The sequence below is a fragment of the Niabella pedocola genome (assembly GCF_021044425.1).
Lineage (GTDB): Bacteria > Bacteroidota > Bacteroidia > Chitinophagales > Chitinophagaceae > Niabella > Niabella pedocola.
The window spans coordinates 681,588-705,764 of sequence record NZ_JAJNEC010000007.1; the positions used below are offsets into that span (position 1 = coordinate 681,588).

A 24,177-nucleotide genomic window follows, 5' to 3' on the forward strand; every position below is an offset into this window, starting at 1 on the left:
GCTCTCCTTAGTTAATACCTGCCTGTTCCGGAACTGGTTGCTGCCAGTAAACGCTGCCCGGGTGCGCTGGGTGTAGTATACTGCAGGTAAACCAATCCGGAACCAGACCAGGGATCCTTCACCTGCAGATAACTCAGGTGTTTTGCTTTATATTTCCGGACAAAAGGAGCGGTCAAAACGATATCCAGCGGCCCACCGGCGCTCCAACGGCACACGGTGCGGATCCGGTTACCGGCCTCCAGTTCTGCATTCAGCACAACGGCCAGCACTGGTGTAAGCTCCCCAAGCAGCTGCAGGGTATGCTCAATCAGCCATTCTCTTGTACACATCCCACCCGGCAGGCAGCCGAGCAGTTCGTATTGTTTTCGCTTTTTTTCGAAATGATCGCTGAAATCACTGTCGAGATCGCGATACGTATATCTTTTCATTTTTCCTGTTCGTAGCTGGGTGGTATCCCGTCGGAACGTATCCGGGGTAGCGTTTCTTCGCGGATCTCCTGTTCCCTGATCCGGATCCACCCGTTTTTTTTATATGTAAATACGACGATCCGGTTAATGGCCGACCAGTCTGCACCCCGGATCACCACCGCCAATTCATCACCGGGCAGCCGGTTCACATTTCCGATGTTTGCCCCATAATCCAGTCCGAGCACATAAAACTGACCCTGGTTCAATACCAGCGGGCGAAGCCCCGGAGCCACGAGCTGCAGCAGCGGTTTTTTTCGAACAACGGCTGCGATAAGGCTGTCGTACTCCAGCATGGTATCCATCAGTATCGGTTGCCCATCTATGCTACTGGCAAAGCGCACACAAAGCGTATCGGCTTGTCCGTCGCCATTGTAATCACCGATAATCCCCTGCGCTGATTCCGCCTCCCATACATCATCAATGCGATAAATGCCGTCCTGCTTTACAAGCCGGATATACCGGGCGTAAGACTCCCGGCTGCCGCTTTCGGTAAACTGGGCCGTTACCCATATGGTGCCTCCTCCGGCTGCAAAAAAACGGCAATTTACCGTTATATGGTTCCAATCCTGTAAAGGGATCAGAAAACCACCCGGAAGGTAGGATCGCCTGCTGGTGTAGCTCCTCCCCCACTTTGCCTCCAGCTCGGCGGGGCTCATTCCATGATCAAATTCCGAATGTATCAGATCGCTTTTAAAACGGGCATAACGCCGGGTCGTCAACTGCTTCATGGTGACACGGCTCTCAAAATACAATTCCAAACGGGCCTGCAACCATGCCGCGGTCCGGATACCGGACTCCCTTTGTGCAAAAGCCCCTGTAAACAAAAGCAGACTGCATAAAACGAGTAAGCTCGCCCTCTTCATATGTTCCGGTTTAACAGCATTTGTATTTAAAATTCAAGAAAGCATTTTCAACAGATGGGTAATACCATACAAAGATGTTGCCCCCATCGATTGAAATCCAAATAATTACATCCACAAACAGTCTACAAAACAAAAAACCAGGTGTCTACATTGCGTCTACAATAAAAAATATGGCCCAACAAAAAATTATCTTTACCACAGCTGAAACAACCGGTTCTACAGGATTATTACAGGAGCCCGCTGTATTAGAAGGAATTGGAACAACGTTGACGATCATTTTATTTAATAATATGGAAGAAACAATAAGCAACCTCTTTGCGGCTATTGAAGCTGCTACCCGCACTGCCTTTACGGAACTGATAAACCGGAGCGATAAGGAAAGGATCTATTCATTTGCCCTTTACAGTGATGAAGATGCGGTTACGCTCTGCCCTGCAGCCAATACGCTGGAGTACCTGGAGAAAGCTGCCGATACAGACGCCCTTCCATATTATACCTTTGAACCGGTAGAATGGAAATACGAAATGGAAGGTGCGGCCGCTGCTTTTGATGCCATCAGCCGCCAGTTATGGCAGATAAACCAACAGCAGGCGCAGCCCTTTGGAGAACAACTGCAGGAAATTTGCGTAGCCGTTTTACTGCGCTTGCGCAACGAGGGCTTTTTTGATACCATGGCCGGGCGTGAGGTATTCCTGCTGTACCATATAAGCGACTACGATTGGGCACCGGGAGTACCGGAAAAGATCGTAACGCAGTTAAATGATAACACTTACCGGCAGCAATACCTGAACTGGATACAGACATGGAACTGACAAAAAAGAGGCCGGCACGCTGGCAACACGCTTTTTCCATCAGCGGACGGCATGAAGAATTCCCGTAGTTTGAGCAGGAGGAAATTACGCGTTCATACACCGATTAAATGCACAACAAAAGTTCTTTTCCTTATATCTATGCCGGTTTTCAGATTTTTGCTTCAAAGGAACCCTGGAACCGGAGCAACTGAACTTCGCGCTAAAAAGCCATGCAGTAACTGCGGCCTGCGGTTCTGCCGTAGCATCGTCTTCACTTATGATTGCACCGCGTTTCCCGGCAGGGATCTGCGAACCGCAATCAACCGTTGGAGTGCAATTTCAGCCGCCCGGGTGACCGAGGTGTTATCATAGGTTGCAACGGCATTCAAAATAATTCAGGGATGAGCTGCAGCATGTTCATTGCTTCGGAACAGGTATCTGCTTTATATCATTAAACAATTGAATGAAATAAAGGGGTGCTTAAAAGCGGCTCCGGCAATTATTTTTCATCAGGAACGATAAAGCTACCATGAAATTCTGTTCCCGGGTGTAAAACCCGGCATATTTTTTAAAAAACTACACATAAGTGGGGCAGCCGGTAGCGTTACAGATCCCTGTCGCATCTCCCGTGCCGGGAGGTCAGAGGAATCGCATTCAACCACTACACAAATGTGTAGAAATCACCAGTAAGAAAGCGGCTGTGTTTGTTTTCATAACCGGAACCGCTGTCCCGGTCTTTCTTTGTCTGCATTTTTAATTATCTTTCAGAATGGAAGCAGATCATACCGTACCCCATAATGGGACCAGCGTAATAATTGATTTTTTGATGACACAAAGACTGTACCCATGGGCATAGATGTGCAGGATTTTTTTAAGCCGATTCATTTTAACGAACATCTTGCAGAGGAAGATTATGAGAAAGTACGTCCCCTGATCGATTTTGCGAAATCGATCAGCCAGGTCACTTACCAGAGTGTGTACCTGGTAGACTATTACAAGAGGGGCTTTATCTATGTATCCGACAATCCGATTTTTCTTTGTGGTAACACACCCCGGCAGGTACTGGAAGACGGGTTTCTGTATTACCTGAAACATGTTCCGCAGGAAGACCTGGAACTGCTTTTAAAAATCAATGAAGCCGGCTTTGCATTTTTCGGCAATCTGTCGAAAGACGATCGTCTCAAGTTTTCCATCTCTTATGATTTTCATCTTAAACAGCCCACGGGGAACCTGTTAATGATCAATCATAAATTAAAGCCATTGCTTTTAGACCAGCATGCCAATCCATGGATCGCACTTTGCCTGGTATCCCTTTCCTCCCATACAACATCCGGCCATATCCGGTTTAAAAGTAAAGAACTGAAACAGGCCTTTGAATTCAATCTTGCAACGGATACCTGGGAAGCAATGCCCATCATCCAGTTAAACAAACGCGAGCGGGAGATCCTTATCTATTCCGTTCAGGGATTTACGATGGAGCAGATTGCATCCAAAATCTATGTAAGCATCGATACTGTAAAATTTCACAAGAAGAACTTATTCGCCAAACTGGGCGTGAAGAACATTACGGAGGCTACGGCGGCAGCTATTGACCAGGCGTTGATTTAAGTGTGCCATCGCCCCCGCCCCTTCTCAACAGCACCTGATGCGGCAATTTGATTTATTAAATAAATGGGCTAAATAAAAAGGCTGTCCCGGGAGACAGCCTTATATAAATCAGATAAACGATCATGTTAATCGCCGATGCGCCCGGTAATGCAGACATTGCCGCTTGCATCTACCGCGTATACTTCCACACTGTTTGCAGTCATCGACTTTATCAGCAGATAGTCTGTTTTCAGAAAATTAATCGTTGCATTCGGTCCGTTCAAGAAATAGTCTGCCGGTGTTAATGCAGTAGTGGGCTGCCAGTAGATCAAACCATCGCCTACCACCGTATTTACATCCAGCGGCACAGCATTGGCCGGAATCGGGAAGGTCGTATAAAATTCAATCACGATCGGATTGAGGGTCGGATACGTCCGTGTAATGGGTGTATTGGATTTTACCACATTAAGGCTGCCTCCCCATGAATAAAATCCGGTACGGCTTCTGATGGAATCAGTAGCAAAACTGGCTTTCAGCCGCACTTCCAGATCTCTTCCAAAAAGGGAGGTTTGAGTAAAGATATTGCCGGTATTGCCCGGTGCATTGAGCAGGTCGAGTGCCCATTTCATTTTATCGGAACTGGCACGGAACAGCTTCATGATGGCCCCTCCCTCCGACTGGTAAATATTCCCTTTGCGGAAAGGCTGAATGGTGATCGAATCCGCCGTTACATCCAGTACTTTAAAGAAGAAATCCGTAATGGCTGTATTTGCCGCGGTATATGTTTGCGAGATATATGAAAACGTGGAGAAGGATAACAACGGCACTCCGGTACTTGCAGACAATACAAACTTGGAACTTTGTTTATCTTTTGAAAACAGGGTCCGGGTAGTTACATCCCCGGTTAATGTATCAAACTTTAATAACACCGGCATGGCGGTCCTTACATTCGCATTCAATCCCTGAACCATCATCACCCAGCCTTGCGTGGTATCATGCAACGCCTTTTTGAGATTGCTCTGAAGCGCTGCGATCCGTTCTTTCGAAACTGTTCCATCCAGCGGTAAGTCGCTTTTCTGGCAGGATCCGAATCCCAGCACCAGCAGCAACGCAAAGGCTCCCAATAGTATATTCTTTCTTTTCATTACGTTCTTTTAATAATTTTTATTGAAGTGCAATGGCCGCAGAATCCAGGTAAACTTTCATCTGGTGCAGATCCATACCCATGTCCAGGTATTTTTTGTAGATCATATCATACTTGGTACGCAGTTTGGCATTTTTGGCTACGATCTTCATAATGGAATCTTTTGAAAAACGCAGACAGGCTTCCACCGTTGTAGCAAAATCCTCCTCCGGCGCATAGCCGCCGTAGTTCCTGAAAAAACCATCCAATTGCGCCTGTGCATCCGTTCTGCTGGCATACCCGGGTGTACCATAGTAGTCGCCCCGGGAAACACGGTCATATTCATACCCTCTACCATATTTATGATCCATCTGGTGGGCATGCTCATGGAAAAGGATACACATATGCTCGCGGACCATATTCCGTACGGTACCGATGGCCGCTCCAAAATTCATATTGTCCACGGCCCCCATACCCAGTCGGTAAAACTGGCCATTTAAGCCTGCGCCGGCTGCCCCGCCGGAAGAGATGCTGTTAAATTTAATGGCACTTCCCACTACCAGGAATTCGATGGGTTTTTGCTCTGCCCAGAATTTGGGGAAGCGCTGCTTCAATGGTCCCAGCCACATTTTCCGTACCACGGTATTGGTATATGCCAGGGCCTGGCTATAGGATGTAGGCGTAAAGAATGTAGTAGGATCAATGATACGGGGGGTAAACTGGTAAAACACCTTTACCCCATAATCCCTTTGCACCGTATCAATAATGGAATCCAGCGGATTTTTAACGGTCGATTTAATTTCTTCCAGGTAATCCACAGGGGCCTCCCGCTCCAGCGCGCGCTCCTTCTTACAGCTGAAGGTCAATATCAGCGCCGTGCTCATTAAAAACAAAAGCGGCCCGTAATATACTTTTTTCATAATGCGATGTATTATATGATTCAGATAATCGTTGTTTAGCGTGGGTTTAATTGAATACCCGGGTTTCCAAGCTGCTCGGTAAGCGGAATCTGCAGTGCCTTTTTCAGATCGGTTGCGTCAAGCTTTGCGGCCACCGGCAATCCCCGTCCCAATACATGCTCCACCGGAATGTTCAGGCGTTTCACATCAAACCAGCGGAACCCCTCGTTTAACAATTCTTTTCTTCGCTCATCCATAACCAGTTTCAAAAGCGTTTCCCTGGTATAATCGCTTTCCTGCAGCGGCGCATAGTTGGTATACCGGGTACTGCGTAAGGCATTGACATCTGCCAATGCATCACTAACGGTACCACCGTCGCTTCTTAACACGGCTTCCGCCCGGTTCAGCAACACCTCTTCAGTGGTGAAATAAGCGGCCCGTACAAAACTATTCGGGTTGTTCGGCTGCGTATTATATTTGGTGCACACCGCCTGGTTATCGATCACCGTACCTACGCTGATCAGGATGCTGGCCCTGCGGTCAACGGACGTATACATTTTCCGTACGGAATCCGAGGGAAAGAACCCACAAAGGGTATAGCCGGTGGGGGTCAGAAAGGTAAGTCCTCCCGCATATACGCTCATCAGGATGTTCGGATGCGTAGGAGGATCCATAAACATGGTTGCATAATACTCCCGGTTAAACTGGCTCATCAGTGCAAGGTCGGCCTGCAGATTCCGGGTAATACGGCCTTTTTCTGCTATGACTGCATCCGCATATTTCACCGCCTCATTCCATTCGCCCTTGTAAAGCTTTACGCGCGCCATAAACGCATTGGCCGCTGCCAGGGAAAAGTGGTAAGGATTTTTTGAAACCGCATTGCCGCCTTTTTTCAGCTGCGCAATTCCTTCAACACCGTCCTTTTCAACCTGGTCATATACTTCCTTAATTGTGTTGCGTTTTACGAGTGCTTTATTTTCCTGGCTTACTGCAGTAATAATGCCTACACCCAGGTCCTTGTCGGCGGTAGCTGCATTATAGTGCTGTCCAAAAAGATTTACCAGCATGAAATGACAGTAAGCACGCAACATCAGGGCCTCTCCCATTACCGCTGCTTTCTCCTGCTCTGTTCCACGCTCGGAGCCCATCACCCCTTCGATCACAAGATTGGTACGGTAAATTTTTGCGTAAAATTCGTTATAGGCATTTTCCGGACCGGTTGAAGGAATGTTCTGCGGATAATCATCCTTGTACAAATACATCGGCAAAAAGCGGTCGTTGATTGAAGCCTGTGCCAGGGTGGCATAGTACTGGTAATCGTCCGTTAATATATCGGTAAACATTTCATGGCGCAGCGGATACGCATCGGTTAATACCTGCGCAAATTGCTCCGTGAGTACCGGCCTTACCCTGTTATCGTAAGGCGTGTCCAGGAAACGCTTACACCCTGCAGAAAAAAGCAATGCCAATAATAAAATATAAGTAAATCTGGATTTCATATTTTCTCTTATTAAATAGTCTAAAATTGCGCTAAGATTCTTAAGGAATAACTTTTAGGATTTGGCAGCGCCACACCCGTGATCAGGCTTTCCGGATCGATTCCACGCAGTTTTTTATCGGCCCAGAAATAGATATTGTTCGCGGATGCAAGGAAGCGCAGGCTTTTTACCACATGCGTACGGTTCAATACTTTTGGATTCACATCGTACGAAAGCATTACCTCACTCAGTCTTAATAAATCGGCCTTGGCCACCATTACAGTACTCCGGTTATAGGCAAACTCATTCAAGGAACCTGCGGAACCCAGATAAGCAGATTGCACATTGGAAACCAATCCGGGGATATTGGTGATCAGCTCATCACCGGAGGATCTCCAGCGGGCATCGATATCCTGGGCCACCGCCTGCGCATCTGCGTAGGTACGCTGTACCATAGGATTTCTGAATACCTTATTGCCATAACTATATGTAAAGAAGATCCGGAGCTCGAAAGGTCCATATCCAAAGGTATTGGCGAAAGAACCGGTTGTGGTGGGCTCTCTTGGTCCCATATAAGAAACCAGCGAATCATTGGTAAGCGAGGATACGATCATGTTTACAGAACGGCCGGTATTGCCAATGCCAAAGGTTGGCTGCCCCGAAGCATCCAGTCCTGCGAAATTATACGCATACAATCCATATAGTGGTTTACCAATTACGCCATAGCCCGTAGGCTTGGTAACGTTCACCAACAGCGGCGATTGTAACACTCCGTCGATCATGGTATTTTTCACATAGCCGTAAATAAGCGTGGTACCCCAACGCAGCTTGGAATTGTTCAACCAGTTGATTGCATTAAATGTCAGATCCACACCCTGATTCTTCATCGAAGCCCAGTTAATGGCCTTGCTGGCAAAGCCTTCCTCAAAAGGCATGCTGCTGGGCGCCACCAGGTTCATATTTTTACGGGTATAGTATTCAGCCACCACGTTATAGCGTTTCAGGAACGACACATCCAGTCCCACGTTTGTAACGTAATCCTTTTCCCAGGCCAGGTTGTACAATTCGGGAGAATAGATGCGCAGACCAATCTGGCTGTTTATATCATCGATCCGAACGGCATTTACAAATTGACCATTCAGCATCGGGGAAGTATTGTAGGCATTTCCTCTTAACGCATAACTTGCCCGCAGGGTAGCATGATCGAAGATACGGCCCAGGTTGGTATTGGTAAAGAAGGCTTCCCGGTCAATATTCCAGGACACACCCACATTATAATTGGGCAGGAAACGGGAACGGGTAAGGGTTCCAAAAATATTGCTGCCGTCCGAACGGCCCATCAGATCCAGGTTATACCGGTTCTTTAACGTATACTGGATATTTAAAAAACCGCCAACGGCCCTTTCGTTTACATAGGCTTCTTTGTAATAACGTTGATCGTTCAGGATTGCGTATTTCATTGCCAGCTGTGTTGGAGAAATGATCTTTCCTCCGTAATACAAGTATCCATAAGCCCGGGTACTGTCGCTGGTATAATTGTTGGAACGGATTTCCATACCACCAAAGAAGGTTACGCGATGATCTTCATGAAAGCGTTTTACATAATTCAACGTGGCCCTGCCATATAATTCCATGCCGCGGCTGCTATACCGGTCCAGCAAACCACCGCGGGGAAGAATCGTCTCCGGAATCGACAAAGGATCCGTGGGATCTTTAAACAGGTAGGGGTTTGCAGTTCTTACCGGATCGGGATAGGTAGTACGATAGGTAGCTGCCACATTGGAATATTCGGTCATTACGTGGCTGATTTCTGCAATATTCTTTCTTGCCGACATCAGTACTTCAAACGTAAGGTCCTTGGTAAATTTATAAGTGGGCTTTACCGTAATCGCCACACCCTGCGCATTCACCTTGGTGAAATTTTCGTTCAACTCATCCAGGATATTAAACGGCGCATAATTTCTGCGGTAATATTTGTAACTGCCATCTTCATTGTAAGGCGTCATTGCCCGGCTGGTGTTGATGGCATAAAGGGTGGGGTTCAATTCAAAAGGGCGGGATACCTCACCGTTGGGCTCTGTACTATTATAAGTACCGGGTGCCATCTGGTTCCTGAAGTTGGCCGCCAGATCCACATCCAGGTCCAGCTTACTCGTAAGGTTGATAATGGTACGCAGATCCGTTGTATACCGCTTCAAATTATAGCCGATGGAGGCACCGTTATCTCCGGCATAACTTCCCGACAGATAATAGGTAGCTTTTCCGCCGCCACCCGATAAGGAAAGCGAATGTTCCTGCGTGATGTTATTCTTGAACAACACATCAAACCAGTCGGTATTCCGGTAGGCAGCATCATTTACTTCTTTATTGAACTGGTCTTTACTGATCAGGTTCTCGGCATACCGGAAATACGGATCAGTGAAGGCGCCCGTTGAGGTAGGATAGTTTAAAACAGAAAGATACCCGTAGTTATAAAGGTCCCGTGCCAGGTCTATCTGCTGCTTGGAGTTCATCAGGTTAAAGCGGGTAATATCCGGCTTCAAACCCACGCTCAGCGCAGAGCTCAGGCTTATATTCATTGCATCCTTTGTTCCTTTTTTCGTTGTAATGGAAATGATCCCGTTAGCCGCCCGGGTACCATAAAGGGCGGTAGCTGAACCATCCTTAAGAATGGAGATATCTTCGATATCATTGGCGTTTAATCCAGCGATCACAGAACTCAGCAGGCTGGCCGGATCACCGGAATACAGCTGGTTTACACTTACATTGGCCGGTGCGCTGATAGGCACTCCATTCAATACATACAAGGGTTCCTGGTTGGCACTGATGGAGGCATTCCCGTGGATCCGGATCTTGGGCGTAGCACCAAACGTGCCCGAAGGACTTGAAACACTTACCCCCGCAGCAGCGCCCTGGAGCATCTTGGATACATCCATATACCCCGACCGGTTGATCAGGTTTTTATCCACCTGGCTTACAGACCCCGTAAACCGGCGTTTGTCAATACGCTGAAAACCGGTAACCACCACATCCTGCAGGGATGAGGAATCGCGCTGCAGTTTTACAAGCACCGAAGTGTTCCCGTCGGCATTCAACGTAAAACCGATAATGGTTTTGTCTTTATAACCAATTCGGCTAAACGTAAAGCTGTACTTGCCTTCCAGCTGTACCCCGTTAAAACGAAAGGCACCGGCACTATCCGTAATGGTATTGTACACATACTGGGACTTCGCGGTATTTTTAGCTACAACGGTTACGTGCTCAAGCGGCTCATCGTCCGAACTTGTTACCATCCCATTTACAGTCGTCGTTTGAGCCAGGCCGCTCAGGGGAAACAACATAGCAATCAGTAAACCTGCCATGCAGGTTTGAATCAATTTTCGCATCATTAAAGCAAACAGTTTATTTGTTTTTAATTGTTACTTCATACAGCAATACGCTTTTTTAAAACGCAATCCCCTACTCCTGTTAAGAAAAAATTAATTTTTTCTTAAAGAAATATAAATAAACAGGCTTTACTAAAGTAGATGTTAGCGGGTGATGGCAAAAACGGTCTCCGATTTTTTTACCAGCTGCAACTGGTTCATGTGCGCAATATTTTGCAGGAAATACTCCGCCGACCCGGCCCCGGGGTCATCGGCAATAATATATATACCCCCGATATCCGCCGCCGAATATTCGATCTGGATATTATACCGGGTGGCCATTTTTTCAAGCACCGTTTCCAGGGGCAGGTTCCTGAAAGCCATTGGCGGCGGTTTTACGGTTGTCTTTTTTGCGATCACCGGTACCGTATTTGCAACCGGCTTGAGCGTACCAAATGCAGAGGTGGTAAACCGGTTGATGGCTGCTGTGTATTGTAGCTGATGATTGGGTGTAAGGTAATATTTACGCGGCGCTCCGCTATTTTCCTGCCAGATCATCACCTTCCCTTCAAAAAGTTTTACAAGCACCGCCGTATCGGTAGCATGTATCTTAAAACGCGTGCCAAGTGCCCTGGTTGCAATTTTGTTTGCCACCACGATAAAGGGCTTGCTGCTATCTTTAGCTACATCAAAATCGGCCTCCCCTTCCAGGATCAGGTTTCGCTCCCGGCCTTCAAATGCAGCTCTGTAGCGGAGTACACTATTACTATAAAGGACAACCGTTGTTTGATCCGGCAGCAGGATCCTTTCCGGTTCGCCGGTGTAATTTATATGTTCAAGCATCCGGGGGGCCGTCTGAAGTGCCATCGCCGGAGCGGGAGCAGACGCCTCCCTGCTAAAGTTCCAGAACCCGATAAAAAAGCTGGCGACTAAGAACAATACCGCGCCACTCCGTAAAGCGTTTCGCTTCCGGCCTCTGGCAGCAATCTGGTCATGCACCAGCAAAAGCATGGCTGCGGCCTCCGGCCGGCGGGTTTCAGGAACAGCAACCGGCGCCGTGTCCATATCCTTATCCAGATAGCGTTCCAGCACGCCCGGGCATTGTTCCAGGTAGGTTAATACCTGGTCCATCTCTTCCTTTGTACAGGCTCCCGATAAGAACCGGTGTAACAAAGATTCGTTCATCATCATATGAAGCGGCTCAGTCATCGTTGCAAAAATATAGCTACAATTAAAATAGTAGCATTCCACAAAGGCTTTATCTGTTTTAAGGCCTTTGTAATATGGTTTTCCACTGTTTTGGTGCTGATCTGGAGCATCTCCGCAATTTCCTTATGCGAAAATCCGCTCAGCCGGCTCAGTTCAAATACCTGCTTTCTTGCAGGCGGAAGCATATCCAGGATCCGGTTCAGCCGTTTATAGCTATCCTTATAACTAATATTATGCACCAGCTGGTTATCGGTATATTCCGATAATTCTTCCTCCGTCACCAGGTCCGGGCGATTCTTTTTGCGATACCGGGTCCTCAACTGGTCGATAAAAACGGTTTTTGCGATCCTGAATACCTGGGCGCCAATATCGATATCCACGGCAAGCTGGTTCCGTTTTTCCCAAACCTTAATAAATGTCAACTGCGTAACTTCCTCAGCAAAATAACTGTTATCTGTTTTACTCATCAGGTAGTCGTACACAGGCGAATAGAAAGAATAGAAAACAGCGTTAAAGGCATCCTTATCGCCGTTTTTTAAATCCGATACGTTTACATCCATGTCTTTAGAGGTTATGGTTCTCTTAATTTTGAATAGGGAGTCTTTTACCTAGCAGTCTGTCACAGAACGTAATTTTCCCACGTAGAACGTAAATGTATTTATTTCCGGCGAAATAAAAAAATTGCTACGCCTGCCCGTTTCAATCAGGAACTGTGTATGGTGGAGCAAAGGCCGCGATGGTACGGATCGCATCGACAGCGCAATATTTCCGCGAAATTGTTGTGGCTGGAAGTATCGCCCCTTCTCAAAATGTCCCCTTTTGAACCCGGTTAAGCAGATTACACGCCACCCGGTTTTAAAAACAATACTAACGTGCAGCAAGCATAATAAGTACCCTGATCACTGCCTTTATAATTTCCATGTGGTCCGATAGCCGTTAGCGTTTTTCAAGCAGTGTAACAGATTTTCCGTATTTCGTAAATGATTCATTTTGCCGTTGAATACCTTCGGAAATTTTTTACGAATCTTTAAATTACTTTGATGAAACGACCTGGGTTTACGTATCAATTAATGATGCTTTGCGTGTTGATGATGGTGTGCGGTACCGCTTTAGCACAATCAGGTACCATAAAAGGAAGGGTCATTACGAGCGACAATCAGCCGGCTCCATATGTTACAATTACAGTTGCAGGCACCGGCCGTAACGCCATTTCCGATGAAGCCGGCTTTTATACACTTCCAAAAATCCCTTCAGGACATCAGGAACTGGAAGCTTCTTTTATTGGATACGAAACCCTGAAAAAATCAGTAACCGTTACCCCAGACCGCACTGTGATAGCCGATTTCCAGATAACCATCTCCAACAGCCAGTTACAGGAAGTGATCGTTACCAATTCTAAAAATAAATTCGTTTACAAATCCAGTGAATACGTGGCACGTATGCCCTTGAAAAACCTGGAGAACCCGCAGGTTTATAATGTGGTGGGCCGGGCCCTGATACAGGAACAGGTAATTATCGAACGCACCGACCTGTATCGCAATATTCCCGGTTCCGTACCCAACTTTTCCGCCGGCGGATCGATGGGGCTTAGCATGAGAGGATTTTCTACAACGATCGGCATGAGAAATGGAATGGCCACCAGTGCCATTGTTCCTTTAAATCCCGCTATCCTGGAAAGGATCGAATCGATTAAAGGGCCCTCGGGCACGCTGTTCGGGAGTAACCGGAATGTGACATTCGGAGGGGTTTATAATTATGTAACCAAACGTCCTTATGAAGCATTTGGTGGAGAGATCAGCGTTGCAGGAGGCAGCTACAATTTTGGTCGCGTAACCGCCGATGTTAATACACCCATTAATAAAGATAAAACGGCTTTATTCCGCATCAATGCGGCGGCTCAATCGGAAGGCAGCTTCCAGGACCAGGGTTTTAATAAGAACTTTACCATTGCACCCACCTTTTCTTACCAGGTGAATGACCGACTGAAGCTGATCCTGGATATGGAAATGACGCGGGGTAATTATACCGTAGTTTCTTTTGGATTGGGAAACCTGGCCAATATATCTGCCCGAAGCTTTAAAGATCTTCAACTGGATTACAAAAAATCTTATATCAATAACAGCATAGATGTGAATAATGGGATCAACAATATCCAGGCGCAGGTTGAATACAAAATTTCCGATAAATGGAAATCACAAACCAATTATCTGTACTCGGTAGGATATTATAAAAATCTATACTGGACAGCGCTTAATATGCTCACAGACTCTACTTTTTCCAGAGTGGTAAGAAATCAAACGCCTGAAACCTTTGGTAATATTGAAGTACAGCAAAATTTTATTGGCGACTTTAAAATAGGCCATATCCGTAACCGTATGGTAGCGGGCATCGATTACAACTATAACTACAATGATCTGTACCGGGCCACGGTTAATTTTGATATCATCAATATCCGCCAGCCCTTGCGCGGCATGAGCCGGCCTTCCCTTGACTCAATGTCGGCAAAGCAGGGATTTTCCACCACATCAACCGTGGCTAAAAACGCAAGCATCTATGCTTCAGACGTAGTAAATATCACGGATCAACTACTGGCGATGTTGAGTTTAAGGGTAGATCGCTATTCAACAAAAGGAACCTATAATATATTAACCGGTCTTTATACGGGCGCTTATGAGCAAACCTCCCTGTCGCCCAAATTTGGTTTGGTGTACCAGGTTATCGCCAATAAGCTATCGGTATTCGGAAATTATATGAACGGATTTGTGAACCTGGCCCCGGTTACGCAGCCGGACAATACGATCCTGGTGTTAAAACCACAATATGGTAACCAGCTGGAAGGTGGAGTTAAATTTGACCTGTTCAATACAAAGCTCGCAGGCAGCATCAGTGTTTATGATATCAGTGTAACCAACGCTACGCGCACTGCACTGATCGACGGAAAGAACGTTACATTCCAGGATGGCACGCAGCGCAGCCGGGGTTTGGAAGCAGAGGTCATTGCAAGCCCGATCCCTGGTATGAACATTGTTGCTGGTTACGGCTTTAATGAAAACCGGTACCGGAATGCCACCCCTGCCCTGCAGGGAAAAAATGTCACCTTCAGTCCGAAGAATATCGGCAACCTCTGGATAAGTTATTCCATTCCCGAAAGTAACGCCAAAGGCCTGGGCTTCGGCGCCGGCGTTAACTACGTGGGAGATTCGTGGTTTGATGCGGCCAACAGTTTTGAGGTTCCCGGTTATACCTTAATCAGCGGATCCGTATTTTATGATGTGCAACGATACCGGTTTGCGCTAAAAGGAAATAATCTTACCAATGAGCGATACTGGAATAATAACGGAACGCCGCAAAAACCATCCAATTTTATAGCCAGTGTCTCGTTCAAACTCTAAAGGCCGGTTTAAAAAAATCATTCAATGGTTTCATCTCTGGCTCGGGTTAATATCCGGGCTGGTTTTTTTCATTATGGGTCTTACCGGAGCCATTTATGCGTTCCAACCCGAACTATCAAAGCTCACCCAGCCCTATCTTACGGTTAAAGAAGAGCGGGGGCCCTATCTTCCGGTTTCAGCATTGAGTGCCATCGCCGCAAAACAGTTACCAGGCAAGAAACCCACGAGGATCATCTACTACGCGAAAGACCGTGCGGTAACCGTGCATTTTATTAAGCGGGGCGATCAACCTTATTATTGGGCAGTTTTCCTGAACCCTTACAGCGGAGCGGTTTTAAAAGCCCGTGATATGGATACCGAATTTTTCCGGTTTATATTACGGGGGCACATGTATCTATGGCTGCCACAAAAGATTGGCCAGACCGTTGTTGCAACCTGTATGATCATTTTTGCCGTTATCGTCATCTCAGGTCTTATTCTCTGGTGGCCCCGGAACAAAAATGCCAGGAAAAGCAGTTTTAAGGTAAAATGGCGGGCATCTCCCAAACGTTTAAACTATGACCTTCACAAGATATTGGGATTTTATGCAAGCTGGGTGCTGTTATTTAGTATTACAACCGGCCTGGCCTGGAGCTTCGAAAGTGTTATGAAGGCCGAATACTGGTTATTTAGCGGAGGTAAGGAACGCCCGGCTCCCCCAAAATTCATATCCCGGAATGAACGCGATGCAAATGCGGCTCCAGTCATCGACAAGGCATTGAACAGCGCTACGCAAAATTATCCGGGCATCGAACATTACCAGGTTCGGCTACCCGATTCGGATAGTGCTGCTATACAGATCATCATGTACCTTAAAGAGGGAATATATGCCCCCGCAGATAACCTTTATTTTAATCAATATACCGGAGCGCGCTTCAACACAAAAAACTGGGGACTATACGCATCCGCCAACGCAGGTGAAAAGGCCAACCGGATGACCTATGATATCCATACCGGTGGCATCGGGGGTTTGGCCGGACGTACCCTTGTATTTTTTGCAGGTTTGATAGCCGCATCACTTCCCGTTACAGGGTTTTATATCTGGTGGGGCAAAAAAAGGAAGAAAAAAAGAGCGTCGCTGAAATTGCCCGCCGCTAAAAAAAAGGAGGAAGTGTTGGTTTAGGGCAGCCGTCTTCATATAATACACTTGATTTTGATTTTTTTTATCCGGCTGTTACACAGGTCTTTGGCTCATTACCATTTCAAAAGGTTAAAAGTCAGTTAAGACCCACCGATCGCCAAACTTTTCAAAAGCGACTGCGTTATTTACTATATATTCTGAACAATAAAATAATTATATAAAGATTTTCTCATAAGCAGTTAGTTTTGGTTTAAAGCCTGACGTTTCAACGTGAGGCTTTTTTGTTGTATTGCGTTGGCACGCACCTAACAATATTGCGCATTCCTGTTTGTGAGGCTCGCTCCGCTCTTAATTGCCCAACAGTTATAGTTGAAATTGCTGATAATAACGGAGCGTATAATATTCCATTGAACTAATTTTTCGAACATCAGTTACGTTAGACGAGCGTTTCCATATGCCGAAACAGAAACCCGGAATTGATAACGGAAGCCTTTAAAGATGATTTTAAAACAGGCGCTGGTTTTTAATTTAAGAATAGCTTGTATTCTTAAAAGCTGTATCGCTAAAAAAATAAATAAAAAGTTGAAGAAGGCAAATTGGGTTATCGATGTTACGCCCCAATAAAAAAGCGACTATAAGTAAAACTTCATAATCGCTTGGTTTTTATTCTGCCCAGAACAGGAATCGAACCTGCACTTCGTAGCAACTATAAACTTCTTAATGTATTAGGAAACAGTGACTTAGCAAAAAGCGCAACAGGCACAGGGCATCGTCCTGTCTCCTCTCTATTTTAATAACGGTGTCAGTCCCACTATCCAGGCTACTCTTACATAAGCTGGCTGAAATAAGATTGCAGCTTTCTGCAAAAAAAATTTGGCGCGCAACTACTATAATCGTAATATTGCGATACACGTAGAGATGGGACTAACAAAAACTGATATGTTTACCGACAAGCAGAACCACCTGGCTTCTGTTTTAAAAGCGCTGGCACACCCGGCTCGCATTGCTATTTTACAGCATATCATTAAACAAAATGCATGTATTTGCAACGACCTGGTGGATGAGCTGGGGCTGGCACAAGCCACCATATCGCAACACCTGAAAGAGCTAAAAAATATAGGTATTATAAAGGGAAATATCGAAGGTACCAGCGTATGCTATTGTATAGATGAAAAGGTATGGCTTAAGATCAAATCCCAGCTAAATACCTTTTTTGTAGAGCAAGTAAATGCTTCAGATTGCTGCTGAGGATTTTTTTTACTATAATTAATCGCAATATTGCAATATACAAATAAATATCAACATTATGAAACTGTCAGAAATTAAAAACCTACTACCCACTCTTAGCAATGTGGCCTTTCGGCTGGAGAACGGAACCCCGGTACCGGAACATTTCCACGTTACAGAAGTAGGAATTATTGAAAAAAATTTTATCGACTGCGGGGGCGTTATACGAAAAGAAACAGTGGTAAATTTTCAGCTGTGGAATGCCGATGACTACGAACATAGACTTAAGCCGGGCAAACTATTGCATATAATAGAACTTTCGGAACGTAAGTTAGGATTAAAGGATGCAGAAATTGAGGTAGAATACCAGAACGAAACGATTGGCAAGTACGACCTGGCTTTCGATGGTGAAACATTTGTCCTTCAGAATAAAATGACCGCGTGCCTGGCCCAGGAAGCCTGCGGCGTCCCCGCTGTCAGGCAAAAGACAAATTTGTCTGAGCTGCCGGTAAATCAATCTACCTGTTGTACCCCGAATTCCGGATGCTGCTAATACAATAAAAGAAACGATAATGTACCAATCGCTATTAAATACAATTCAACAACTACAGTGGGCTGAAACAGTTAGCGCCGACCGCCGTAGAATTTTGCAGCCCCTGGCCGACTTTGTACAGCAAAAAGCAGATGCCAGGCAGGAAATCAACATTACCTTCATTTGCACCCATAATTCGCGCAGGAGCCACTTATCGCAGGTATGGGCCCAGGTTGCAGCAGCATACTTTAGCGTTCCAAATGTACACTGCTATTCGGGTGGTACGGAGGAAACAGCGCTATTCCCTAAAGTCTCCGAAACATTATCGAGCCAGGGTTGCAAAATTTTCAAGATTGCAGAAAGTAATAATCCGCTGTACGGTATAAAATACGATGATAATGCTTACCCGATAATTGGCTATTCAAAAAAATATGACAGCCCTTTTAATCCCACATCAGGATTTGCCGCGGTAATGACCTGCTCACAGGCGGATGGTGGCTGCCCTTTTATAGCCGGTGCCGAAAAAAGAATACCCATCACTTTTGAAGATCCTAAGCTCTCTGACAATACCCCGGAACAGGCACAAGTGTATTTTCAAAGAAGCCTGGAGATTGCAGCTGAAATGTTCTTTGTTTTTTCCCTGATTAAAATCTAGTTGATGCAACCGAAATTAAAATTCCTTGACCGTTACCTTACTTTGTGGATATTCCTTGCTATGGCGCTTGGGATTGGCATCGGCTACCTGTTTCCTGATATCTCGGGTATTACCAATACGCTATCTGTCGGTACTACCAATGTTCCTCTTGCCGTTGGCCTTATACTGATGATGTATCCACCGCTGGCCAAGGTAGATTACTCGCTGCTGCCGAATGCACTTAAGAACAAGAAAGTAATCGGTATATCACTGCTGCTTAATTGGATAATAGGACCGGTCCTGATGTTTATACTCGCTGTCATCTTCCTGAGCAATGAGCCTGATTACATGATCGGTCTTATACTGATTGGTTTGGCAAGATGTATAGCAATGGTAATTGTATGGAACGATCTGGCAAAAGGCAACCGGGAATACGCCGCTTTACTGGTTGCGCTAAACAGCATTTTCCAGGTATTGACCTATAGCTTTATGGCCTGGTTATTTATCAACATACTGCCTGAAAAATTGGATCTAGGCAATTACCATGTAAGCGTATCAATGAAGAGTGTTACAGGAAGCGTGCTGATATACTTAGGTATCCCCTTTCTTGCAGGTTTCATAAGTCGCAACATGCTGATAAAGGCGAAAGGCATTGGCTGGTATAACCGGAAATTTATACCCGCGATCTCACCGGTAACATTGTATGCGCTGCTATTTACCATAGTACTGATGTTTAGCCTGAAAGGGGATCAAATATTAGCACTGCCAATGGATGTACTTAAAGTAACCATACCCCTGGTAATTTACTTTGTAGTGATGTTCTTTGTCAGCTTTTTTATAAACAGGTCGCTGAAGGTATCATACGAAAAAAATGCTGCCATCGCATTTACGGCAACTGGAAATAACTTCGAACTGGCAATCGCAGTATCAATAGCAGTATTCGGCATTCATTCCCAGCAAGCTTTTGTAGGGGTAATAGGTCCGCTTGTAGAGGTGCCTGTATTGATATTGCTCGTAAGAGCAAGCATATGGTTAAAGTCAAAATACTATCGATAGTTGTAATTCCACATTGAAAGTAAAGGCAGAGTCAGATAGATAAAGTAAAGCGGTTTATTTTAAATAAACCTCGCGCTAGATCTTTTAGAAATCGTGCAAATTGTCTGTAAATGGAGTCAAAAACAACGAAGGTTCGCGCATGCGCGAACCTTCGTATCTAATTGATAATCAAGTGCCCAGAACAGGAATCGAACCTGCACTCCGTTGCCGAAACAAGATTTTGAGTCTAGCGCGTCTACCAATTCCGCCATCTGGGCAATCACTCCGACCATTTCAAAATACATATCGCATGACCCTTCATGCGAACGGGCTGCAATATTACAACCTTTCGGTGGAAAACACCACATTTCCCGCAACATATTTTTGGCCGCTGGCCGGTGTTATTTACAACAATTTTTCCGGGGAAGCAGGATATTCCGGAGGACGGATAATATTTTATTCAGTACTTTCATTATCGGATCACTAAAATTACAATTAAATTGCTTTATTGTTTAACCGGAAAACGGGGTTTCCATGAAACAGGTGAAAATAGGGCTGATACGGGAAGGTAAAATCCCCACAGACAGCCGGGTGGCACTCACCCCGGCTCAATGCAAATGGCTGCAGGCACACCGCCCTAACCTTTTGTTTGTGGTACAGCCCGCTGCACTGCGCTGCTATAAAGATGCGGAGTACGAACGGGCAGGTATCCGGATCAGCGAAGACCTGAGCAGTTGCGATATCCTGCTGGGCATTAAAGAGGTGCCGGTAAACGAGCTGATCCCCGGTAAGACCTATCTCTTTTTCTCTCATACCAAGAAAAAGCAGCCTCATAACCAGCAACTGCTGCAGGCCATACTTGAAAAAAAAATAACCCTGATTGATTATGAATGCCTGGAACATGAAGACGGAAAACGGATCATCGGTTTTGGCTTTTTTGCGGGTATTGTAGGCGCACATAACGGGCTGATGGCCTATGGCAACCGGACCGGACTGTTCAAGCTGGACCGGGTATACAAACAAAAAAACTTTAAAGAACTGATCCATACCTATTTTGGATTGCGATTGCCCAACCTGAAGATCGCCGTCACTGGCAGCGGCCGGGTAGCACATGGTTTGCTGGAGATCATGAACCTTATGGGCGTACATGAAGTAGAGCCGGATGAATACCTGCAGCGGCGTTTTAACTACCCGGTATATACGCAACTAAAAGGCTATGATCTTTATGAGCACGCTGCAACCGGAAGGTATAACCGCCTCGATTTTCATGAACATCCGCAGCAATACATCAGCCGGTTTATGCCTTATACCCGCCAAACGGATATCTTACTAAATGGGGTTTACTGGTACGAAGGCGTGCCCCGGTTGTTTGAAGCGCCCGATATCCAAAAAGAAGACTTTATCATTGAAACCATCGCCGATGTTTCGGATGACGAGAACGGCTCCGTGCCTATCAATAAAAGAACGCAAACCATCGACGATCCGGTTTACGGCATCGACCGGGAAACGGGAACCATCACAGCGCCCTATTTGAAAAGCTCGATCGATATCATGGCAGTAGGAAATCTTCCCAATGAACTGCCCAGGGATGCCAGCCGCTATTTCGGTGAACAGCTGATCAAATTTGTACTGGATGATCTGCTGCATGAAGGCAGCACCATATTAACAAGGGCTACGATTGCACAGAACGGGGCATTGGGTCCCCATTACGATTACCTGCAGGATTATGCAAACGGGGTGCTATAAAGCTATACAGCAGACTTTTCTGCTAAACCTGCGATTCGTGCTTACCAAGTAATCCCTGACCACGCGGATATCAAAAACTTCAGCAACCGGAGCAAAATATGTTGCTGTAATTAACGGTGCATTTTCCTCATCCTGCCAGGTCAGCTCTAATACCGTTTCCAAGGCCGCAGTATCATCTTCCTCATTGCCGCGGTAATAGCCATAGAGTTGTACAGACAAATAATCGCTTTTCTCTTTCAGATTAAACCAATACTTACCATACAAACCTTCCAGAGCACAGCTATCTTTGGCATGTTCACAAATGGCCCGAACCTTTTCAATATCCTCGTATGCAGGTCCTCCATGCTTTGAGATCAGCCGGATTTCAAAGCCAATATCAATAGCCATAATATGGTTTTAAACATTTTATTAATAAACAATGGTGCATCCTGCAGTGCTCTTGCTAAAATTACAAAATGAACCCAGGAGCATATACGAACTACCGGAACCGCTTCAACCACCCGGATGTTTGCATCCAGTAAATACAACTTCCAAACCACTGCTCAAAGGCCGGCAGGTCGTTTAAAAAACCATGATCCCCACGTGCATAAATATGCATTTCTGCGGCAACCTTATTACGCTTCAATGCAGTGAAAAAATCAGTACTGTTTGCCAGCGGTACTACGTTGTCATCCGCAGCATGCGCCAGAAAAGCAGGGGGCGTATCCGGGCGCACATTGCGTTCCGGTGAAAAAAAACGGATCTGATCCGCTGAAACCAACGGCCCCAACAGGTTTGTACGGGAGCCCTGGTGTCCTGTACGATCAGAGAAACTGATCACAGGGTTGATCAGTATCATAAAATCCGGGCGCAGGCTGATGGCAGCAGGATTCCTGATCGACGCCGTATCGAAATGCGTACCGGCCATTGCAGCCACATGTCCTCCCGCTGAGAAGCCCATGATCCCAACGGCCCCAGTATCCACACCCCAGGCCGCGGCATGTTTCCTTACCTGTAAAATGGCCTGCTGTGCATCCTGCAGGGGAACGATATATTTGTTGGTCAAATACGCGTCATCCGGCAGACGGTACTTCAGCACAACGGCCGCAACACCTTTTTGGTTAAAGGCCGCTGCCACACGCCGGCCCTCCCGGTCGATGAGTAACGTATGATATCCGCCGCCCGGGCAAATGATCACTACCGGTGCATGGGGTGGCAAATGTGCCGGCCTGAAAACCGTGAGCGTTGGCACAGACACCTTACTGACCAGGCTGTCAACTACAGGATCAAAGCGGTGTTCCTCCTTTATACCTGTATGCTTTGTATTAGGGATTATACCTTCGTACAACGGAATTTCCTGGCCGTTACATAGCCCTGTCGAATACAAAAACACCAGCACAGCGGCAACTACCTTCTTCATGTTATTGCCCTGCCTGTTGCGGATCATCTTCTTAAAAAGCAACTTTAGCTGAAATATTTTCATACGCTCGTTTCTCCTATCGCCACAATATATAAAACATCTTCCAATGCAGTATCCTGCTCTGTACCGGGATTCACATAAGTTTGTTTCAGAAGACGGGATCACGACGAAGCAATAGATAAAACTAATGCTCTACCGGCCCGTTGCAAACCGCCCGTACTGCCGGCCGCCTGTCTGACGGATATTCTCTGATATGAAAAATAAAAGCAATCAGACCGAACGCCTTCTAAGCACCCGCATAGATCAGCGCGGCAAGTCCCAGTATAAATAAAATAAACATACCCAGGTTGAGCCGGTCCGCAGCCGGAGGAGCCTGTTTAAATTCCTTCCAGATCAGGATCCCCCAAAGTGCGGATACTAAGGTGGCACCCTGGCCGAGACCATAAGAAATGGCGGCACCGGCCTTGCCCGAGGCAATGAGACTGAAGGACTGGCCTACACACCAGATCATTCCGCCCAGTACACCCACCAGGTGGGTTCTGATGTTTCCTTTAAAATAACCGGAAACAGACAACGGCGCGCCCTGCACCGGCTTTTTCATCGCGATGGTATTAAAAAGAAAATTACTGATAAAGATCCCTGCGGCAAAGATCACCACAGCTGTGTAAGACGTCATCTTGCCTGCAGCCGGATTTTCAAAATCGGAAAGATCCATGGAGGCGGCTACAAAGCGATAGAAAAATGCCATGATAAGCCCGGCTATAACAGACAGTACGATGCCCTTTACCGAAGCCTTTTGTGCACCCACCTGTGCCTTCCGGTAAGCCAGGGCATTAAATACAATGGCTACCATAATGAGCCCGATCCCCAGCCATATAAACGCCGGATTACCTTTGGCCGCACCAAAATAATTTACCACTACGCCCAGCACCAGGGCAATGCCGATGCCTACCGGAAAAGCAACGGACATACCACATAAAGCGATTGCTGCAGATAACAGGATATTGGCCGCATTAAAGACCACACCGCCCAGAAAGGCACTCAGCAGGTTTTTTGTATCGGCCTGCGCCAGGTCCTCAAGAAATCCACGCCCCTGTGTTCCATGACTGCCCAGCGTAAAAGCAGACAGCAATGAAAACAGCAGCACCCCGATCACATAATCCCAATAGAAAAATTCATACCGCCAGGTTTTGGCTGCCAGCTTTTGCGTATTGGCCCAGGAACCCCAACAAAGCATCGTGATCACACAAAAGAATACAGCAAGTGCGTAATTATCTACAATGTACATAAGGCAATTTTTTGATCGTTAG

The 24,177-nt window shown here is 46.2% G+C and carries 20 protein-coding genes and 1 tRNA gene; 9 read left to right on the top strand and 12 right to left on the bottom strand.

The genetic code is table 11. The features are described 5' to 3' along the window. Window positions 1-11: 11 nt before the first annotated feature. Both LQ567_RS23690 and LQ567_RS23695 read right to left on the bottom strand, forming a co-directional pair. A complete protein-coding gene (locus LQ567_RS23690) occupies window positions 12-428 on the bottom strand; it encodes a hypothetical protein (protein ID WP_231008389.1) in 417 nt (138 codons plus the stop codon). Further along, entirely contained in the window at window positions 425-1,330 is a 906-nt protein-coding gene (locus LQ567_RS23695; RefSeq protein ID WP_231008390.1) for a hypothetical protein, read from the bottom strand. Before LQ567_RS23695 ends, LQ567_RS23690 begins: the two co-directional genes overlap by 4 nt. Before the next feature lie 170 nt (window positions 1,331-1,500). Between LQ567_RS23695 and LQ567_RS23700 the strand changes: the two genes are divergently transcribed. Together LQ567_RS23700 and LQ567_RS23705 are read left to right on the top strand one after the other, a co-directional pair. Then, window positions 1,501-2,142, top strand: coding sequence for a DUF4303 domain-containing protein (locus LQ567_RS23700; protein WP_231008391.1), 642 nt, complete (start codon window positions 1,501-1,503; stop codon window positions 2,140-2,142). A gap of 825 nt (window positions 2,143-2,967) precedes the next feature. After that, entirely contained in the window at window positions 2,968-3,729 is a 762-nt protein-coding gene (locus LQ567_RS23705; RefSeq protein ID WP_231008392.1) for a response regulator transcription factor, read from the top strand. 125 nt (window positions 3,730-3,854) lie between these two features. Here the strand turns inward: LQ567_RS23705 and LQ567_RS23710 are convergent, their stop codons facing one another. The 6 genes from LQ567_RS23710 to LQ567_RS23735 form a co-directional block, all read right to left on the bottom strand. Continuing rightward, entirely contained in the window at window positions 3,855-4,853 is a 999-nt protein-coding gene (locus LQ567_RS23710) for a DUF4302 domain-containing protein (protein WP_231008393.1), read from the bottom strand. A 19-nt stretch (window positions 4,854-4,872) separates the two neighbouring features. Beyond that, on the bottom strand, window positions 4,873-5,751 hold the full coding sequence (locus tag LQ567_RS23715) for a putative zinc-binding metallopeptidase (protein WP_231008394.1): 879 nt from the start codon (window positions 5,749-5,751) through the stop codon (window positions 4,873-4,875). A gap of 35 nt (window positions 5,752-5,786) precedes the next feature. Next, window positions 5,787-7,229: a RagB/SusD family nutrient uptake outer membrane protein gene (locus LQ567_RS23720; protein WP_231008396.1), complete on the bottom strand. Its 1,443-nt coding sequence runs from the start codon at window positions 7,227-7,229 to the stop codon at window positions 5,787-5,789. Window positions 7,230-7,249: 20 nt separating this feature from the next. After that, complete coding sequence (locus tag LQ567_RS23725) at window positions 7,250-10,570, bottom strand: SusC/RagA family TonB-linked outer membrane protein (RefSeq protein WP_231008397.1); 3,321 nt, start codon at window positions 10,568-10,570, stop codon at window positions 7,250-7,252. A 168-nt stretch (window positions 10,571-10,738) separates the two neighbouring features. Beyond that, complete coding sequence (locus LQ567_RS23730) at window positions 10,739-11,782, bottom strand: FecR family protein (RefSeq protein WP_231008399.1); 1,044 nt, start codon at window positions 11,780-11,782, stop codon at window positions 10,739-10,741. Beyond that, the gene (locus tag LQ567_RS23735) at window positions 11,779-12,342 is read right to left on the bottom strand and encodes a sigma-70 family RNA polymerase sigma factor (RefSeq protein WP_231008401.1); all 564 of its coding nucleotides are present in this window, start codon (window positions 12,340-12,342) and stop codon (window positions 11,779-11,781) included. The genes LQ567_RS23730 and LQ567_RS23735 overlap by 4 nt, the downstream gene beginning before the upstream one ends. Window positions 12,343-12,822: 480 nt before the next feature. Between LQ567_RS23735 and LQ567_RS23740 the strand changes: the two genes are divergently transcribed. The 6 genes from LQ567_RS23740 (at window position 12,823) to arsB (ending at window position 19,743) form a co-directional block, all read left to right on the top strand. Beyond that, a complete protein-coding gene (locus tag LQ567_RS23740) occupies window positions 12,823-15,174 on the top strand; it encodes a TonB-dependent receptor (RefSeq protein WP_231008403.1) in 2,352 nt (783 codons plus the stop codon). Continuing rightward, window positions 15,155-16,336, top strand: coding sequence for a PepSY-associated TM helix domain-containing protein (locus tag LQ567_RS23745; protein ID WP_231008404.1), 1,182 nt, complete (start codon window positions 15,155-15,157; stop codon window positions 16,334-16,336). Before LQ567_RS23740 ends, LQ567_RS23745 begins: the two co-directional genes overlap by 20 nt. Before the next feature lie 876 nt (window positions 16,337-17,212). Continuing rightward, complete coding sequence (locus LQ567_RS23750; RefSeq protein WP_231008406.1) at window positions 17,213-17,542, top strand: ArsR/SmtB family transcription factor; 330 nt, start codon at window positions 17,213-17,215, stop codon at window positions 17,540-17,542. 58 nt (window positions 17,543-17,600) lie between these two features. Then, window positions 17,601-18,074 (top strand): DUF6428 family protein, encoded by a 474-nt coding sequence (locus LQ567_RS23755; RefSeq protein ID WP_231008407.1) that lies wholly within the window; start codon window positions 17,601-17,603, stop codon window positions 18,072-18,074. A gap of 19 nt (window positions 18,075-18,093) precedes the next feature. Continuing rightward, entirely contained in the window at window positions 18,094-18,708 is a 615-nt protein-coding gene (locus tag LQ567_RS23760; protein ID WP_231008408.1) for an arsenate-mycothiol transferase ArsC, read from the top strand. A 3-nt stretch (window positions 18,709-18,711) separates the two neighbouring features. Next, window positions 18,712-19,743 carry an ACR3 family arsenite efflux transporter gene (gene arsB, locus LQ567_RS23765; protein ID WP_231008409.1) on the top strand — a complete coding sequence of 344 codons (1,032 nt, stop codon included), beginning with the start codon at window positions 18,712-18,714 and terminating at the stop codon, window positions 19,741-19,743. Window positions 19,744-19,916: 173 nt separating this feature from the next. Here the strand turns inward: arsB and LQ567_RS23770 are convergent. Beyond that, window positions 19,917-20,000: transfer RNA gene (locus LQ567_RS23770), tRNA-Leu, on the bottom strand. Window positions 20,001-20,256: 256 nt separating this feature from the next. Between LQ567_RS23770 and LQ567_RS23775 the strand changes: the two genes are divergently transcribed. Further along, window positions 20,257-21,468 (top strand): NAD(P)-dependent oxidoreductase, encoded by a 1,212-nt coding sequence (locus tag LQ567_RS23775; RefSeq protein ID WP_231008410.1) that lies wholly within the window; start codon window positions 20,257-20,259, stop codon window positions 21,466-21,468. Here LQ567_RS23775 and LQ567_RS23780 read toward each other — a convergent pair. The 3 genes from LQ567_RS23780 to LQ567_RS23790 form a co-directional block, all read right to left on the bottom strand. Then, window positions 21,463-21,855 (bottom strand): hypothetical protein, encoded by a 393-nt coding sequence (locus LQ567_RS23780; RefSeq protein WP_231008411.1) that lies wholly within the window; start codon window positions 21,853-21,855, stop codon window positions 21,463-21,465. The two genes, LQ567_RS23775 and LQ567_RS23780, sit on opposite strands and share 6 nt — an antisense overlap. Window positions 21,856-21,946: 91 nt before the next feature. After that, entirely contained in the window at window positions 21,947-22,867 is a 921-nt protein-coding gene (locus LQ567_RS23785; RefSeq protein WP_231008412.1) for an alpha/beta hydrolase, read from the bottom strand. A gap of 286 nt (window positions 22,868-23,153) precedes the next feature. Continuing rightward, complete coding sequence (locus tag LQ567_RS23790) at window positions 23,154-24,155, bottom strand: GRP family sugar transporter (RefSeq protein ID WP_231008413.1); 1,002 nt, start codon at window positions 24,153-24,155, stop codon at window positions 23,154-23,156. Between the last annotated feature and the right edge of the window lie 22 nt (window positions 24,156-24,177).

Coding starts and splice junctions, on each gene's coding strand:
- LQ567_RS23690 (WP_231008389.1), bottom strand. CDS start 428: ATGAAAAGATATACGTATCGCGATCTCGACAGTGATTTCAGCGATCAT.
- LQ567_RS23695 (WP_231008390.1), bottom strand. CDS start 1,330: ATGAAGAGGGCGAGCTTACTCGTTTTATGCAGTCTGCTTTTGTTTACA.
- LQ567_RS23700 (WP_231008391.1), top strand. CDS start 1,501: ATGGCCCAACAAAAAATTATCTTTACCACAGCTGAAACAACCGGTTCT.
- LQ567_RS23705 (WP_231008392.1), top strand. CDS start 2,968: ATGGGCATAGATGTGCAGGATTTTTTTAAGCCGATTCATTTTAACGAA.
- LQ567_RS23710 (WP_231008393.1), bottom strand. CDS start 4,853: ATGAAAAGAAAGAATATACTATTGGGAGCCTTTGCGTTGCTGCTGGTG.
- LQ567_RS23715 (WP_231008394.1), bottom strand. CDS start 5,751: ATGAAAAAAGTATATTACGGGCCGCTTTTGTTTTTAATGAGCACGGCG.
- LQ567_RS23720 (WP_231008396.1), bottom strand. CDS start 7,229: ATGAAATCCAGATTTACTTATATTTTATTATTGGCATTGCTTTTTTCT.
- LQ567_RS23725 (WP_231008397.1), bottom strand. CDS start 10,570: ATGGCAGGTTTACTGATTGCTATGTTGTTTCCCCTGAGCGGCCTGGCT.
- LQ567_RS23730 (WP_231008399.1), bottom strand. CDS start 11,782: ATGACTGAGCCGCTTCATATGATGATGAACGAATCTTTGTTACACCGG.
- LQ567_RS23735 (WP_231008401.1), bottom strand. CDS start 12,342: ATGGATGTAAACGTATCGGATTTAAAAAACGGCGATAAGGATGCCTTT.
- LQ567_RS23740 (WP_231008403.1), top strand. CDS start 12,823: ATGAAACGACCTGGGTTTACGTATCAATTAATGATGCTTTGCGTGTTG.
- LQ567_RS23750 (WP_231008406.1), top strand. CDS start 17,213: ATGGGACTAACAAAAACTGATATGTTTACCGACAAGCAGAACCACCTG.
- LQ567_RS23755 (WP_231008407.1), top strand. CDS start 17,601: ATGAAACTGTCAGAAATTAAAAACCTACTACCCACTCTTAGCAATGTG.
- LQ567_RS23760 (WP_231008408.1), top strand. CDS start 18,094: ATGTACCAATCGCTATTAAATACAATTCAACAACTACAGTGGGCTGAA.
- arsB (WP_231008409.1), top strand. CDS start 18,712: ATGCAACCGAAATTAAAATTCCTTGACCGTTACCTTACTTTGTGGATA.
- LQ567_RS23775 (WP_231008410.1), top strand. CDS start 20,257: ATGAAACAGGTGAAAATAGGGCTGATACGGGAAGGTAAAATCCCCACA.
- LQ567_RS23780 (WP_231008411.1), bottom strand. CDS start 21,855: ATGGCTATTGATATTGGCTTTGAAATCCGGCTGATCTCAAAGCATGGA.
- LQ567_RS23785 (WP_231008412.1), bottom strand. CDS start 22,867: ATGAAGAAGGTAGTTGCCGCTGTGCTGGTGTTTTTGTATTCGACAGGG.
- LQ567_RS23790 (WP_231008413.1), bottom strand. CDS start 24,155: ATGTACATTGTAGATAATTACGCACTTGCTGTATTCTTTTGTGTGATC.